Raw genomic sequence first — 15,046 nt, forward strand, 5'->3', positions numbered from 1 at the left:
TTCAGAGCCGCCAACCGGTTTCCACGTCGAAGAAGGAAGCCTTCTGAACGTCGATGGTGACGGGGAAGGTGCGGTCCGCCTCGCAGCCGTCGTCCTGGCCCACGAGATGCGAAAGGCCGACGCCATCGAAGTTGGACCAAGCCAGAATGCTGCTGCCCATCGGCTCGATCAGCGACACCTTTCCTTCGATGGCCTGAGCATCGCCCTTGGCCGGCAGGATATGTTCCGGCCGGAGACCGAGCACGGCTTTCCGACCGCCTTCAACCTTCTGCGCAAAGGGATAATGGCTGGCGTCCAGCCGGAAGTCGCCGGCGGTGAAGACCAGCCGATCGCCGTCGGCGACGAGCTGCCCCTCGACCTTGTTCATGGCCGGTGAGCCGAGGAAGCTGCCGACGAACTCGTTGGCCGGCTTGTTGTAGACGTTGAGCGGCGTATCGAGCTGCTGGATGATGCCGTCCTTCATAACCGCGATGCGATCGGCCAGCGTCAGAGCCTCGATCTGGTCGTGGGTCACGTAGATCATGGTCGACTTCAGCGTCTTGTGCAGTTTCTTGATCTCAAGCCGCAACTCGGCGCGAAGCTTGGCGTCGAGGTTGCTGAGCGGCTCGTCGAACAGGAAAATGTCGGCGTCGCGCACCAAGGCTCGGCCGATGGCGACGCGTTGACGCTGGCCGCCCGACAATGCCGACGGCTTGCGATCGAGCAGATGGGTGATCTGCAGGAGTTCGGCCGCCCACTTCACCTTCTTCTCGATCGTGGCGCGATCGATGCCGGCGATGCGCAGCCCGAAGGACAAGTTTCGCTCGACGCTCATCGTCGGATAGAGGGCGTAGGACTGGAACACCATGCCGATGCCGCGATCCTTGGGATCAGCCCAGGTGACGTCCTTGTCGTTGAACAGGATGCGGCCGCCGCTGACGTCGACAAGCCCACCGATGGCGCTCAAAAGCGTGGACTTGCCGCAACCGGAGGGACCAAGAAGCACAAGGAACTCGCCGTCCTGGATCGTCAGATCGAGGCTCTTGACGATCGCCACATTGCCGTAGCTGATTTCCAGATTCTGCAGGGACACTGAACTCATGGCTTAACCCTTCACGGCACCGGAGGCGATGCCGCGCACGAACCAACGGCCGGACACCAGATAGACGGTGAGTGGGACCAGCGAGGTGAGCACGGTTGCCGCCATGTTGACGTTGTAGGCGCGCTCGCCGGTGGTGGTGTTGACGATGTTGTTGAGCTGAACCGTCATCGGCAGGTTGTCGCGGCCTGCGAAGACGAGGCCGAGCAGGAAGTCGTTCCAGATGGCCGTCACCTGCATGATCACGGCGACGATGGCGATCGGCACCGACATCGGCAGGACGATCGAGATGAAGATCTTCCAGAAGCCGGCACCGTCGATGCGCGCCGCCTTGAACAGCTCGACCGGCAGGCCCGAGTAGTAGTTGCGGAACAGCAGTGTCATCACCGGCATACCGAAGATGATGTGCGTGATGACGATGGCGGGCAGCGATCCGTAAATGCCGGTCTGGGCATAGAAGCGCACCAGCGGGTAGATGAACACCTGGTAGGGAACGAACGAGCCGAGCAGCAGGCAGGCGAACAGGACGTTGGCGCCCTTCACCTTCCAGAAGGACAGCGCGTAGCCGTTGAGGGCGCCAAACAAGATGGAGAAGACGACGCTTGGCAGCAGAATCTTCACGGAGTTGCCGAAGCCGACCTGAAGGCCGGTACAATCGAGGCCCGTGCAGGCCGACGTCCAGGCCTTCACCCAGGCATCCAGGCTGAAGTGCTGCGGCAGCGAGAAGATCAGTCCGAGACGGACTTCATCCATGCTCTTGAACGACGTGACGAGCATCACGTAGAGCGGCAGCAGGAAGAACAGCGCCAGCACGCCGAGAAAGGTGTAGATGCCGATGCGCCCCCAGACTTCCTGATAGGTCAACGGACGTTTGCTGGCGGTAGCCGATTTTGCCTGAGACATCATGACGCCCTCCCGCTCTTGCGGAAGTACTGGGAATAGATGACAGGGGCCATGACCAGGAGAACAGTGACGAGCATCACCGTCGATGCCGCCGTGGCGAGGCCGATGTTGGCGCGCTCGAAGAGATTGTCCATGATGAACTTGGCCGGAACCTCACTGGCCGTTCCGGGACCGCCGTTGGTCATGGCGACGACGACGTCGTACATCTTGACGATGCTGATCGACAGAAGCACCAGGGAGGTGATGATCATCGGCCGAAGCATCGGCAGGACGATCGAGACATAGACTCGCCAGGCCGGAATGCCGTCGATGCGCGTCGCCCGCCAGATCTCGGTATCGACGCCCCGCAATCCGGCGAGGATCAGCGCCATGACGAGGCCGGCACCGTGCCAGACGGTAGCCAGGATGACGGCGTAGAGCACCATCTCCGAGTTGACCACCCAGTCGAGAACGAAGTCTGTGAAGCCGAAGCCATGCATGGTGTGCTGGATGCCAAGGTCCGGATTGAGAACCCACTGCCAGATCAGGCCCGCCACCACGAAGGACATGGCATAGGGGTAGAGAAACACCGTGCGGAACAGGCTTTCGGCGCGCACATTCTGATCGATGAAGATCGCCAGAAGTGTGCCGAGCAGGAAGCAGATCAGCAGGAAAAAGAAGGCGATGACGGCGAGGTTGCCCAGCGAGGTCAGCCAGCGCGGCGTATCGAACAGGGTGAGGTATTGGTCGGCTCCGACGAAGTCGTACCTCGGCAACAGCTTCGAACTCGAAAACGATAGCCGAACCGACCAGGCCATGGTGCCGAGATAGGCGAAGATGACGACAATGGCCATCGGCAGCAGGGCGATATAGGCGACCAGATTGCGCTTCACATGCCGTGAAAGTTCGGCTCCCACGTGCTCCTCCCTATGGAATGGCGGGAAGACGGACCACCGCCTTCCCGCGTTTTGAAGCAGATCAGCCCTTCAGGGCCTTCTCGAAGCGCTCGACGGCCTGATCGACGGTCATCGGCGTGTTCCAGAGCTCGGTGACGATGTCCTGCACGGAGCCGTACACGGACTCTTCCATCATCTGGGACGCATCGGGAGCCTGACGGGCCGGATCGGACATGATCTTCATGCCGAGCTGGGCGCAGGCATCAAGGTTCGACATATCGACGTCGGCACGGATGGGGATCGAGCCCTTGAGGTTGTTGAACTTCACCTGCACGTCGGGACTGGTCATGGTTTCGACCAGCAGATGCTGAGCCTTCACCTGCTCGGCGTCATCCGTCTTCGGGAAGACGAAGACATCACCGCCAAGAACGTAAGGCGAGTCGGGGCGGAGGCCCGGAATGCAGCCGTAGTCCTTGCCGATTTCCTTGTTGGCCTGCTTGAACTCGCCCTTGGCCCAATCGCCCATCACCTGGAAGCCGGCCTCGTCCTTGATGAGTAGCGCGGTGGTGTCGTTCCAGTTACGGCCCGGCGAAGCCTGGTCGACATAGGGCTTCAGGCTGATGAAGGTCTCGATGACCTTGCGGAACTCCGGCGAGCGGATCGCCGCCTCATCCTTGTCGCCATAGACGGACTTCCACAGTTCGCCGCCGCCGACATTGGTGAGCACGGCCGAGAACAGCGAGTTCTCCTGCCAGCGCTGACCGCCGAGGGCGAGCGGAGTGATGCCGGCCGCCTTGAGCTTGTCGAGGGCGGCAAAGAACTCGTCCATGGTTTCCGGCGGCTTCTCGACGCCGGCCTTGCTGAGGGCGGCGCTGGAGTACCAGATCCACAAGGGCATGTGGATGTTCACCGGCGCGGCGTAGTACTTGCCATCGACCTTGACCGCCTTGGCGATCGGCTCCGGCAGAACCTTGTCCCAATTGTTCTTGGTGGCAACCTCGTCGATGTCGTTGAGGAGCCCCTCGCCGATGATCTCGTGATACTGGCGCGAGGTGTTGAACAGCGCGGCCGTCGACGGATCGCCGCCGACGATGCGGTTGATGGCGGCGCTACGAGCCGCCGATCCACCGGCGACGGCATTGTCCATCCACTCGCCGCCGGCGGCGTTGAAGGCATCGGCGAAGACCTTGATGGCAGCGGATTCGCCGCCGGACGTCCACCAATGGATGACTTCGGCCTTCAGCGGCTCCTCCGCCTTCGCGACTCCCGTCGCGGCCACAATGGCGATCACCGACACGGCGACCATTTGTTTCATTCCGATCATGATTCCTCCCAAACGGGTAGCGCCAAGGCGTTCCGGCCGGTCCGACCTTGGGTGACAAGGGCTCCTGATCCAAAAGTGGGATCGGTTCCATTTTTGAACTATGAGGCTTGATTTTGTCAATGCGCCTTGCGAGAAAAGCGGGACAGGAGAGTTGCGTAATCGGTGGGTATCGGTTTTCTCTCATTTAAAAACAAAAGGATAATTGCTATTGTGCCGGGCGATTGGGTGATCGGAGTTCCGAAATGGCGACGGTAAAGGATGTGGCAAAGCTGGCCGGCGTGGGGTCAGGAACCGTTTCGCGATACATCTCTGGAACCGGTTCCGTTTCACGCAAGTCGGCCGAGAAGATTGCCCGTGCCATCGAGCAGCTCAACTACCGGCCGAACAGCATGGCGCGATCCTTGTCGTCGCGCCGGTCCGATCTCATCGGCGTGTGGGTGCCTTCGCTCGAAGGCCCCTACTACCACATGATGATCCGCACGATCGAAAGCGCGCTTCGCTTGCACGGCAAGCACATGATCCTGGCCAACGCCGAGGATGCGCAATCGAACGAGGATCGCCTCGCCCATCTCGATTATCTCATCAACCGCGACTGCGACGGCATCCTGATTTCGAGTTCCCTGCAGAGCGAGTTCGAGCTGGCAACCTACGCCGAGAAGTTTCCCAACCTGGTGGTGATCAACCATCATACCGACGAGTTGGCTGGCCGCTCTTTCTCGATCGATCACGATCTCGGCGGCCGATTGGCGGCCCGGCATCTCCTGGAGCTCGGGCATACTCGCGTGGCAACCATCACCGGCCGGCTTTCCGCGCAGGACGCCCGGCAGCGCCATCATGCGTTTCTCGACGAGATGGCAAAGCTCGGCCATCCGGTCCCTCCGAAAAGGATCATCGAGGGCGCCTTTTCCTATGCCGGCGGCGAACAGGCCGTGGCGGCGCTTCTTGCAACGGACGCCGACTATTCAGCGGTGTTCTGCGGCAACGACAAGGTGGCGATGGTGCTCATTGCCGAACTGCACAAGCGCGGCATCTCGGTGCCGGGCGACGTGTCCGTCATCGGTTATGACGACGTCGAGTTCACGCCTTTCACCGCACCAGCCCTCAGCACCATCCACGCCCCGATCGAAGAGATGAGCCAGTCGGCTTGCCATCAGCTTCTCAACCTCACCTACGGCCTCGATCTGCCCTACCAGGAACACTTCGAGCCATCACTTTCCGTTCGGCAATCGACGGGACCGTAAAGTTCCTAGATCGACGCGCCCGACCGACGCGTGGCAATCCTTTCCGAGAGACCTCAATGCCCTCCTTCATCGACAACGGAACCCGGTTCCACCTGGACGACCCGACGCTGGCTCCCAACTCGGCCGGTTACCTTTGGAACCGAAGGATGATGATCCAGATGAACAGCCGCGGCTATGCCGTGAGCCAGTACATGGATCCGGAACCGCGCAAGTACGCCCACCCGCCCATCATCCCGGCACCCACATTCATGCTGCCGGAGCAAACCTATTATCCCAACCATCCCGGCCGCTTCTTCTACGTCCGCGACAACGATACGGGGACCCTGTTCTCCGCACCTTACGAGCCGGTGCGCGCCCGGCTCGACCGCTTCGCCTTCGAGCCGGGCCTGTCCGACATCCGCTGGCTGATCGAAAAGGACGGCGTCCGGGTCGAGCTTTGCCTCGTCCTGCCGGTCGATGACGTCGCCGAACTCTGGACGGCGAAGATCACCAACATGACGTCCGCGCCGAAGAAGCTGACCTTCGTGCCATTCTTTCCGGTCGGTTTCAGTTCCTGGATGAACCTCGGGGGACATTTCGACGCCGATCTCAACGCCGTGCTCTGCACCTCGGTCACGCCCTATCAGAAGATCGAGCAGTATTTCAAAAACCAGCATCTCAAGGACATCACCTTCCTCGCTGCCAGCCGCCGTCCCGATCATTTCGAGGTGGGGCAGCAGGCCTTCGAAGGCGAAGGTGGACTGCGCGCCCCCTCGGCGCTCGCCGACGGCGGTCATCTTCGCGACGGCGAGGCCTATTACGAGATCCCAGCCTGCATCATGCAGTGGGATCTGACGATCGCCGGTGGCGAAAGCGAGGACTTCCGCTTCCTGTTCGGCCCGGCCAGGGACGAGGCCGAAATCTCGGCGCTCAAGACAAGATATCTTGACGGCGACATCGAGCAGGTTCGCCGGGACTACCACGCCTACGTGGTCGAGGGCGGCCGCAGTTGCCTGAAGGTCCAGTCGCCGGACGAGACGTTCAACCACGTCGTCAATCACTGGCTGCCGCGCCAGGTGTTCTACCACGGCGACACCAACCGTCTGACTACCGATCCCCAGACCCGCAACTACCTGCAAGATGCGCTGGGCATGCTGTTCATCCGGCCGGAAGCGGCGCGCGCCGTCATCCTGCACGCGGTCAGCCAGCAGCATGTGAGCGGCAAGATGCCCGACGGCATTCTGCTGCGACCCGACGCCGAGCTGAAATACATCAACCAGGTGCCGCACACCGACCACGGCGTCTGGCTCGTCATCACGGCCAAGGCCTACCTCGACGAGACCGGCGACCACTCCATCCTGGACGAGATGGTTGCATGGACCGACGACCCCGCACCGGCCAGCGTCCGCGAGCACATCACGCGCGCCTTGCGCTTCCTTGCGGCGGCGGTCGATGAACGGGGACTGCCCTACATCGAGCAGGGCGACTGGTGCGACCCGATGAACATGGTCGGCTACAAGGGCAAGGGCGTCTCCGGCTGGCTGGCCGAGGCGTCGAGCCATGCCATGTCGCTGTGGTCGGAGGTCTGCGCCGCCGAAGGCGACCAGGAGACGGCGGGTTGGCTGAAGGCGGAAGCGGACGCTCTTGTCGAACGGATCAACCGCCATCTCTGGGTCGGCGACTGGTATGGTCGGGGCATCACCGACGACGGCGTGGTCTTCGGCGTGCCGGCCGACAAGGAGGGGCGCATCTTCCTCAACGCGCAGAGCTGGGCGCTTCTCTGCGGCGCTGCCGACGACGACCGCAAGGCGCGGATGCTCAAAGCCATCGATGAGCAGCTTGTCACGCCCTACGGCGTCGAAATCCAGGCGCCGTCGTTCACGGCCATGCGGGAGGATATCGGGCGCCTCACCCAGAAGTGGCCCGGCGTGGCCGAGAATGGCTCCGTCTACAACCATGCCGCCGCCTTCTACGCCGCTTCGCTGTACCACGTCGGCGAAAGCGACCGCGGGTTCAACGTGCTGCGCGCCATGATGACCAACCCCGACCGGGAAGACATTGCCGCGCGCGGTCAGCTGCCGCTCTACATTCCCAACTACTATCGTGGCGCCTATCGCCAGTTCCCCCGCACCGCCGGTCGCTCCAGCAACCTGTTCAACACGGGCACCGTCGCCTGGGTCTACCGCATGGTGATCGAGCAGCTCTGCGGCGTACGCGGCGACGGCAAGGGCGCGGTGATCGCACCGCAGGTGCCCTCGTCCTGGCAGACGCTCTCCTTCACCCGACGCCTTCGCGGCGCGACGTTCAACGTGACCTTCTCGCGCGATGACGGCATCGCCGAGCAAGTAGTAGAGATCGACGGCCAGCGCGCCGAGGGCGGCAGGCTTGCCGGCATCGAAGCCGGCCGTATCTATGACGTCAGGGTAAAAGCCCCCCGCTGAAGCGCGGCAGGGAGAGAACGATGATCGTTATCGTCATGGGCGTATCGGGAAGCGGCAAGACGACCGTCGGCGAGTTGCTCGCCGAACGCCTGGGCTGCGGCTTCTCCGATGCCGACGATTTCCACCCCGCCGCCAACGTCGACAAGATGCGGGCCGGCATTCCGCTGACCGATGATGATCGATGGCCGTGGCTGAAGGCGCTCCGGCAAGCCATGGACGACTGGCAAGCGGCCGACGAAAGCCGCGTGATCGCCTGTTCGGCCCTGAAGGCCGTCTATCGCGACGTGTTATCGCCGAAGGACGATGTGGTCTTCGTCTATCTCAAGGGCAGCGCCGAGACGATCGCTGGCCGGCTCAAGGCGCGCAAGGGCCACTACATGAACCCCAACCTGCTGACGAGCCAGTTCGCCGCATTGGAAGAACCTGCCGACGCCATCGTGGTCGACATTGCTCCGCCGCCGGCAGTTGTTGTCGATCACATCATGACCCAGCTCGACGCACGCGGGGATCATCAGGAAAAGAGACGCACATGACCGTTCGCTCCACCATCGCCGACGTCACCGAGCGTATCGAGCGACGCAGCCGAACAAGCCGTACCGCCTATCTCGACGGTATCGAGCGGGCGCGCGATGCGATCCGTGCCGCAGGCCCGGCCCGCCATCGCCTGCCCTGCTCCAATCTCGCCCATGGATTTGCCGCCTGCCCGACCGACGACAAGCGGCGCCTTGCCGGCGCTGAGGCCATCAATCTCGGCATCGTCACCACCTACAACGACATGCTGTCGGCGCACCGACCCTACGAGCGCTATCCGGAACTGATCCGCGAGGAAGCGCGCCGGCTTGGCGCCGTAGCGGAAGTGGCCGGCGGCGCGCCCGCCATGTGCGACGGCATCACGCAAGGCCGTACAGGCATGGAGTTCAGCCTGTTCTCGCGGGACGTCATCGCCATGTCGACGGGCATCGCCCTGTCGCACGACATGTTCGACGCCGCTCTGATGCTGGGCATCTGCGACAAGATCGTCCCTGGTCTCGTCATGGGCGCCCTGGCCTTCGGCCATCTGCCGACCCTGTTCGTTCCCTCCGGCCCCATGCCCACCGGCCTCGGCAATGCCGAGAAGAATGCCGTGCGTCAGGCCTACGCCGCGGGCCTGGCAACCGACGCCGATCTTCTGGAGGCGGAGGCGAAATCCTACCACGCGCCGGGCACCTGCACCTTCTTCGGCACGGCCAACACCAACCAGATGCTGATGGAGATCATGGGCTTGATGCTGCCGGGATCGGCCTTCGTGGCGCCCGACACGCCGCTGCGCGATGCGCTGACGCGCGCCGCCGTCGCCCGTGCCGTCGCAATTGCCGGCACAGGGGAGAACAGCATACCCATTGGCCGGATGCTCGACGCCCGCAGCTTCGTCAACGGTATCGTCGGCCTCTGCGCCACCGGCGGTTCGACCAATCTGACCATTCACCTGATCGCCATGGCGCGCGCTGCCGGCCTCGTCGTCGACTGGGATGATTTCGCGGCGCTGTCAGCGGCGACGCCGCTGCTGGTGCGCGCCTATCCCAATGGCAAGGCCGACGTCAACGGCTTCCGCGATGCCGGCGGCGTGCCCTTCCTGGTGCGCGAGCTCAGGCGCGATGGCCTCTTGCACGACGATGCCCAGACCATTCTCGGTACCGGTCTCGCGCCCTACGAGCGCACGCCCCAGCTCGATGTCACCGGAGAACTGGTCTTTGCCGAAACGGCCGCCGCCAGCGCCGACGAGTCCGTGGTGCGCTCGATCGATGCGCCGTTCCAGCCGACCGGCGGCATCAATCTCCTGACTGGCAACCTCGGACGGGCGGTGATCAAGTCGTCGGCCGTCGCCGTCGAGCACCAGACGGTCGAGGCGCCGGCACGCGTCTTCGCCTCGCAGGAGGCATTCTTGGCGGCCTTCAAGGCCGGGCTCGACGAGGACTTCGTCGCCATCGTCCGCTTCCAGGGACCGCAGGCCAATGGCATGCCGGAACTCCACAAGCTGACGCCGGCTCTCGGCCTGCTGCAGGACCGAGGGCGCAAGGTGGCACTGGTCACCGACGGCCGCATGTCCGGCGCCTCCGGCAAGGTGCCCGCCGCCATCCATGTGACGCCGGAGGCATCACGCGGCGGGCCGATCGGCCGGGTTCGCGATGGCGATCTGGTCAGGCTCGACGTGGAGAGCGGCCGCCTGGACGTACTTGTTTCCCAGGAGGACTGGGAGACCCGCCGGCAGGCTGTAGAAGACCTGGGCGTCGAAAGCAGTGACAGGCGCCTGTTCGGCGTGCTGCGGCGAGCCGTCGGCACGGCCGAAGAGGGAGCGACGGCTCTCGGCTGATTTTGTTCGGCCAACTCTGGCTGTCCGAACGACCCTTGTCACGGCGCGCACTAGTTGTAAGGTGGTTTTACTGATAAACACGAACAGAGATGAGGCCACCATGTCTTCCACGCCCCGGATTGCCCTTATCATCGGATCCACGCGCCCGACCCGCTTCGCCGACAAGCCGGCGCAATGGATGCTCAAGCAAGCCCAAGCCCGGGATGACATGGAGGTCGAGCTTGTCGACCTGCGTGACTACGCGCTGCCGTTCTTTGCCGAGAAGGCATCGAACCTGTGGATGCCGAGCGAGGATCCGGCCGCGATCCGCTGGCAGCAGACCATCGCCCGTTTCGATGGCTATATTTTCGTCGTCGCGGAGTACAATCGCTCGATTACGGGCGCTCTCAAGAACGCCCTCGATCAGGCTTATGTCGAGTGGAATCGAAAGCCGTTCGCCGCGATCGGGTATGGCGGCGTTGGAGCCGCACGCGCCATCGAGCACCTGCGTCTGATCGGCATCGAGCTGCAGATGGTTCCGACCCGCAGTGCCGTTCATATCGGCGGAGGCGACTTCATGGCCGTGTCACCGATGGGCGCGAACAAGCCGATCGAGGATATCGAGGCCAACCTTTTGCCGTCCGCAAAGGCGGCCCTTGACGATCTGGTCTGGTGGGCCAAGGCAACAAAGGCAGCGAAAGCCGGCTGACTGTCGACGGGAATGGTTCCGCTTTAGACGAACTTCGGAGGCCACCGGTCGCTCGCCCGCAGCCGGTGGTTTCGTACTCATATCTCGCCGATCAATAGCCGAGGTCGTGCGAGACGCTGGCGCCGGTGACCTTCAGCTGTTCGATGAACGACTTGAACTCGTCCATCGACACGTTCTCGACGACCGTTGAAATGGAAATGGCGGCCACCAGCTTGCGGTCGTGGCCCCAGACGGGGACGGCGGCGCAGCGGCAGCCTCGGACGTTTTCCTGCTCGTCGACGGCGAAGCCGTCCGATCTCACCTTGGCGAGTGCTGCTTCATACATATCGCGCTGGGTGATTGTGTTCTCGGTAGAACTTGCGAAATCATAGCCGTCAAGCGTCTTGCCGATGATGGAGGGCGACTGGAAGGCCAGCAGAACCTTGCCGATGGCCGTCGTGTGGATCGGCATGCGCCGCCCGATCCGAGAGTAAACGATGATCGAGCGCGTGCCTTCGACCTTGTCGACGTAGACTCCCGATTTTCCGTCGAGCACGCCGAGATGGATCGTCTGCCCGGTTCGCTCCGAGAGGCTTTCCAGGTAGGGGCGCGCAACGGCGATGAAGTCGCGCGATCGCTGCACCAGATAACCGCGTTCGAGCAGCTTCACACCGAGCCGGTACGGAGCGTTGGCTTCCGTCTGCTCGATATAGCCTTGGGACTGCAAGGTCTTCAGAAGCGAATGCAGGGTGCTTTTGTGCATTCCCGTCATCTGGCTGATCTCGGCCAGATTGAGCTCGACCTTCTGCTCGCTGAACAGATCGAGAATGTTAAGGGCGCGCTCCACGGCCTGAATCAACGGCATCTCACGGCAACTCCAGCGGCAGGACCAGACCCTGCGAGTCTCGATTTCAGTTCGATTAGTGCCCTGACAGCGGCAATCCAAGAGCGGAATGACGACATCGGCATCATCCGGACGGGCCTGCCGAGCGCTTCCGCCTCAGGGGGCGGCTGATTCCCCTTTTCCGACAACAATCTAGCCATTCGCGTCCCCGAAAACTCCTGATCATGCGGGTCTTTGCCTACACAGCATCCCGGATTTACCGGCCCATGAGCCGTCGCTAACGTACGACATTATAAAACATCGTTCTATAATGTAGAACGCCTAGACGTAAGGTTCAGGAGTTTCCAATGGCAGCAACGCGTTTCGAAGGCATCATTCCGCCGGTGTCGACCATCTTCACCGAGGCAGGCGCCTTCGACCCGAAGGGTCAGGCGCTGGTGATCGAGAAGCTGATCGCCGCCGGTGTGGATGGCCTGTTCATGTGCGGCACCGGCGGAGAGTTCTCCCAGATGTCGACCGCCGAACGGAAGACGGTCGCGGAGTTCGCCGTGAAGCAGGCCGCCGGCCGGGCCAAAGTGCTCGTTGGCGTCGGCTCCAACAACCAGCGCGAGGCTGTCGAGCTTGCCATCCACGCCGAATCCATCGGCGCCGATGGTATCGTCGCGGTCAATCCGTCCTACTGGAAGGTCACCGAGCCCCGCCTTCTCAACTACTTCACCGATATCGCCGGCGCCACCAAGCTGCCGGTTCTGCTCTACAACATCCCCTTCCTGACCGGCCAGGACCTGTCGCCGGCCTTCGTGAAGTCGGTGGTCGAGGCCGCACCCAATGTCGTCGGCATCAAGGAGACCATCGACTCCATCGGCCATATCCGCGAGATGATCAACGTCGTCGGCGCCGTCCAGCCCGGCTTCCAGGTTCTCGCCGGCTACGACGACCACCTGCTGACCACGCTGATGCTGGGTGGCGCGGGCGTCATCTCGGCCAGCGGCAACTTCGCGCCGGAGCTTTCCATCGGCATCTACAAGGCCTTCCGGGCTGGCGATTTCGCCAAGGCCGTCGAACTGCACAGCCGCCTGATCCGCCTTCCGTCGATGTACGCTCTCGACACGCCCTTCGTGAACGTGGTCAAGGAGGCGATGCGCCTCACCGGCCTCGACATCTCTACCTACTGCCTGCCGCCCGCCGGTCCGCTGGCCGCCGACAAGCTGGCCCGCCTCGCCGATCTGCTGAAGCAGGCCGGCCTCGTCAAATAACCAACCAACCGTCGGAGGAAGGCCCAATGTCCATCAAGGAAATCTACGACGAGAGCAACGAGGCCGTCTATGTCGCGGCGACCAATGCTCCCGGCCCCGCCGGAAAGTTGCCGCTGACCCCGGACATGCTGATCAACCGCCCGAGCGGCGACATCTTCGGCATGACCCTCAACGCCGGCATGGGCTGGGAGCCGGAAAAACTCAACGGCAAGGAAGTGCTGATCATCGGCATCACCGGCGGCATCCGCGGTGCCGATGGCAAGCCGGTCGCCCTCGGCCTGCACACCGGCCACTACGAGACGCCGCTTCAGTTCGAGGCGGCGGCGCGCGAGGTGGCCAAGGCAGGTGGAGTTCCCTACGCCGCCTATGTGAGCGACCCCTGTGACGGTCGCACGCAGGGCACCACGGGCATGTTCGATTCCCTGCCCTACCGCAACGACGCAGCCATCGTCTTCCGTCGGCTGATCCGCTCGACGCCGGTGCGCAAGGCGGTCATCGGCCTCGCGGCCTGTGACAAGGGCCTGCCGGCGCTGATGATGGCGCTGGCCGCCCAGCGCGACCTGCCGACCATCCTCGTTCCCGGCGGCGCCACGCTGATGCCGACCAAGGGCGAGGACGCGGGCAAGGTGCAGACCATCGGCGCCCGGTTCGCCAACGGCGAACTGACGCTGGACGAAGCCAGCGAGCTCGGCTGCCGCGCCTGCGCATCGGCCGGCGGCGGTTGCCAGTTCCTCGGCACGGCCGGCACTTCGCAGGTCATCTCCGAGGGGCTCGGCCTCGCCCTGCCGCACTCGGCGCTGTCGCCGTCCGGCCAGCCGGTCTGGCTGGAAATGGCCCGTCAGTCGGCACGGGCGGTGCTGCAGCTTGAGGAGCGCGGCATCACGACCAAGGACATCGTGACGTCCAAGGCGATCGAGAACGCCATGGTTGTGCATGCCGCTTTCGGTGGCTCGACCAATCTGCTGCTGCACCTGCCAGCCATCGCTCATGCCGCCGGGCTCGCCATGCCGACGGTCGACGACTGGACGGCAGTGAACCGACGCGTGCCGCGTTTGGTCAGCGTCATCCCCAACGGGCCGGTCTATCACCCCACCGTTCGCGCCTTCATGGCCGGCGGCGTGCCGGAAGTGATGCTGCATCTCCGGGAGCTCGGCCTGCTCAACCTCGACGTTCTCACCGTGACCGGCGAGACGCTCGGCGCCAACCTCGATTGGTGGGAAACCTCCGAACGCCGCCGCCGCTTCCGCGAGATGCTCGAGAAGCAGGATGGCGTCAGCCCCGACGACGTGATCATGCCGCCGGCCAAGGCAGCGGCGCGTGGCCTCACCTCCACGATCACCTTCCCGATCGGCAACATCGCGCCGGAAGGCTCCGTCATCAAGTCGACGGCCATCGATCCGTCGGTGATCGGCGAGGACGGCGTCTACCGGCACAAGGCCAAGGCCAAGGTGTTCGTGTCCGAGGTCGATGCCATTCACGCCATCAAGTCCGGCAAGATCGTCGCCGGCGATCTGATGGTGCTGATCGGCGCCGGGCCGTCCGGTACCGGCATGGAAGAGACCTATCAGGTCACCTCCGCGCTGAAGCATCTCTCCTACGGCAAGCACGTTGCGCTCATCACCGACGCCCGCTTCTCCGGCGTGTCCACCGGCGCCTGCGTCGGCCATGTCGGGCCGGAAGCGCTGGCCGGCGGCCCGATCGGCAAGCTGCGCGACGGCGACGTCGTGGAGATGGTGGTCGACTGCCGCAAGCTGACGGGCTCGCTGAACTTCCTCGGCAGCGAGGAAAAACCGGTCAGTGCCGACGAAGGCGCCGCCATTCTGGCCGCGCGTCAACCGCATCCGGATCTGGCGCCGCAGGCCGAACTGCCCGACGACACCCGCCTCTGGGCGGCGCTGCAGGCGGCGAGCGGCGGCACCTGGCAGGGCTGCGTCTACGACGCCGACCGGATCATCGAAGTGCTGGAAGCCGGTCGCGCGGCGCTGGCCGCCAAGAAGAACTAACGAAAACCGGAGAAGAGGCAGCAATGCCTCTTCTCCAAAAAACTGCTGGCACTCATAGCCGGCATGTGGAGGGCACGGCGGCCGA

Annotated in this window: 12 protein-coding genes; 7 read left to right on the forward strand and 5 right to left on the reverse strand. The window is 63.6% G+C overall.

The window, feature by feature from the left end; all coding sequences use genetic code 11:
* Window position 1: 1 nt before the first annotated feature.
* The 4 genes from M4J39_RS06420 to M4J39_RS06435 all read right to left on the reverse strand — a co-directional run bounded on the left by M4J39_RS06420 (window position 2) and on the right by M4J39_RS06435 (window position 4,180).
* Entirely contained in the window at window positions 2-1,081 is a 1,080-nt protein-coding gene (locus M4J39_RS06420) for an ABC transporter ATP-binding protein (RefSeq protein WP_251726997.1), read from the reverse strand.
* A gap of 3 nt (window positions 1,082-1,084) precedes the next feature.
* Window positions 1,085-1,981, reverse strand: a complete 897-nt coding sequence (locus M4J39_RS06425) for a carbohydrate ABC transporter permease (RefSeq protein ID WP_251727571.1) — start codon at window positions 1,979-1,981, stop codon at window positions 1,085-1,087.
* On the reverse strand, window positions 1,981-2,877 hold the full coding sequence (locus M4J39_RS06430; protein WP_251726998.1) for an ABC transporter permease subunit: 897 nt from the start codon (window positions 2,875-2,877) through the stop codon (window positions 1,981-1,983). The genes M4J39_RS06425 and M4J39_RS06430 overlap by 1 nt, the downstream gene beginning before the upstream one ends.
* Window positions 2,878-2,938: 61 nt before the next feature.
* Complete coding sequence (locus M4J39_RS06435) at window positions 2,939-4,180, reverse strand: ABC transporter substrate-binding protein (RefSeq protein WP_251726999.1); 1,242 nt, start codon at window positions 4,178-4,180, stop codon at window positions 2,939-2,941.
* A gap of 242 nt (window positions 4,181-4,422) precedes the next feature.
* On the opposite strand from M4J39_RS06435, the gene M4J39_RS06440 reads away from it, so the two are divergent.
* From M4J39_RS06440 to M4J39_RS06460, 5 genes are all read left to right on the forward strand, one after another.
* On the forward strand, window positions 4,423-5,421 hold the full coding sequence (locus M4J39_RS06440; protein WP_251727000.1) for a LacI family DNA-binding transcriptional regulator: 999 nt from the start codon (window positions 4,423-4,425) through the stop codon (window positions 5,419-5,421).
* Between the two features lie 56 nt (window positions 5,422-5,477).
* Window positions 5,478-7,841, forward strand: a complete 2,364-nt coding sequence (locus M4J39_RS06445; protein ID WP_251727001.1) for a GH36-type glycosyl hydrolase domain-containing protein — start codon at window positions 5,478-5,480, stop codon at window positions 7,839-7,841.
* 20 nt (window positions 7,842-7,861) lie between these two features.
* Window positions 7,862-8,374, forward strand: a complete 513-nt coding sequence (locus tag M4J39_RS06450) for a gluconokinase (RefSeq protein ID WP_251727002.1) — start codon at window positions 7,862-7,864, stop codon at window positions 8,372-8,374.
* Entirely contained in the window at window positions 8,371-10,191 is a 1,821-nt protein-coding gene (gene edd, locus M4J39_RS06455; RefSeq protein WP_251727003.1) for a phosphogluconate dehydratase, read from the forward strand. Before M4J39_RS06450 ends, edd begins: the two co-directional genes overlap by 4 nt.
* Before the next feature lie 100 nt (window positions 10,192-10,291).
* Window positions 10,292-10,879, forward strand: a complete 588-nt coding sequence (locus M4J39_RS06460) for an NADPH-dependent FMN reductase (protein WP_251727004.1) — start codon at window positions 10,292-10,294, stop codon at window positions 10,877-10,879.
* A gap of 91 nt (window positions 10,880-10,970) precedes the next feature.
* Here the strand turns inward: M4J39_RS06460 and M4J39_RS06465 are convergent, their stop codons facing one another.
* Window positions 10,971-11,723 (reverse strand): IclR family transcriptional regulator, encoded by a 753-nt coding sequence (locus tag M4J39_RS06465; RefSeq protein WP_251727005.1) that lies wholly within the window; start codon window positions 11,721-11,723, stop codon window positions 10,971-10,973.
* A gap of 326 nt (window positions 11,724-12,049) precedes the next feature.
* Here M4J39_RS06465 and M4J39_RS06470 point away from each other — a divergent pair, with 326 nt between their 5' ends.
* On the forward strand, window positions 12,050-12,958 hold the full coding sequence (locus tag M4J39_RS06470) for a dihydrodipicolinate synthase family protein (RefSeq protein WP_251727006.1): 909 nt from the start codon (window positions 12,050-12,052) through the stop codon (window positions 12,956-12,958).
* Between the two features lie 26 nt (window positions 12,959-12,984).
* On the forward strand, window positions 12,985-14,961 hold the full coding sequence (locus M4J39_RS06475) for a YjhG/YagF family D-xylonate dehydratase (protein ID WP_251727007.1): 1,977 nt from the start codon (window positions 12,985-12,987) through the stop codon (window positions 14,959-14,961).
* The last annotated feature ends 85 nt before the right edge of the window (window positions 14,962-15,046 follow it).

The sequence above is a fragment of the Pleomorphomonas sp. NRK KF1 genome (assembly GCF_023721755.1).
GTDB lineage: Bacteria > Pseudomonadota > Alphaproteobacteria > Rhizobiales > Pleomorphomonadaceae > Pleomorphomonas.

What these genes read in the sequence shown, in the direction of transcription:
- M4J39_RS06420 (WP_251726997.1), bottom strand. Translation starts at nt 1,081, where the DNA reads ATGAGTTCAGTGTCCCTGCAGAATCTGGAAATCAGCTACGGCAATGTG.
- M4J39_RS06425 (WP_251727571.1), bottom strand. Translation starts at nt 1,981, where the DNA reads ATGTCTCAGGCAAAATCGGCTACCGCCAGCAAACGTCCGTTGACCTAT.
- M4J39_RS06435 (WP_251726999.1), bottom strand. Translation starts at nt 4,180, where the DNA reads ATGATCGGAATGAAACAAATGGTCGCCGTGTCGGTGATCGCCATTGTG.
- M4J39_RS06440 (WP_251727000.1), top strand. Translation starts at nt 4,423, where the DNA reads ATGGCGACGGTAAAGGATGTGGCAAAGCTGGCCGGCGTGGGGTCAGGA.
- M4J39_RS06445 (WP_251727001.1), top strand. Translation starts at nt 5,478, where the DNA reads ATGCCCTCCTTCATCGACAACGGAACCCGGTTCCACCTGGACGACCCG.
- M4J39_RS06450 (WP_251727002.1), top strand. Translation starts at nt 7,862, where the DNA reads ATGATCGTTATCGTCATGGGCGTATCGGGAAGCGGCAAGACGACCGTC.
- edd (WP_251727003.1), top strand. Translation starts at nt 8,371, where the DNA reads ATGACCGTTCGCTCCACCATCGCCGACGTCACCGAGCGTATCGAGCGA.
- M4J39_RS06460 (WP_251727004.1), top strand. Translation starts at nt 10,292, where the DNA reads ATGTCTTCCACGCCCCGGATTGCCCTTATCATCGGATCCACGCGCCCG.
- M4J39_RS06465 (WP_251727005.1), bottom strand. Translation starts at nt 11,723, where the DNA reads ATGCCGTTGATTCAGGCCGTGGAGCGCGCCCTTAACATTCTCGATCTG.
- M4J39_RS06470 (WP_251727006.1), top strand. Translation starts at nt 12,050, where the DNA reads ATGGCAGCAACGCGTTTCGAAGGCATCATTCCGCCGGTGTCGACCATC.
- M4J39_RS06475 (WP_251727007.1), top strand. Translation starts at nt 12,985, where the DNA reads ATGTCCATCAAGGAAATCTACGACGAGAGCAACGAGGCCGTCTATGTC.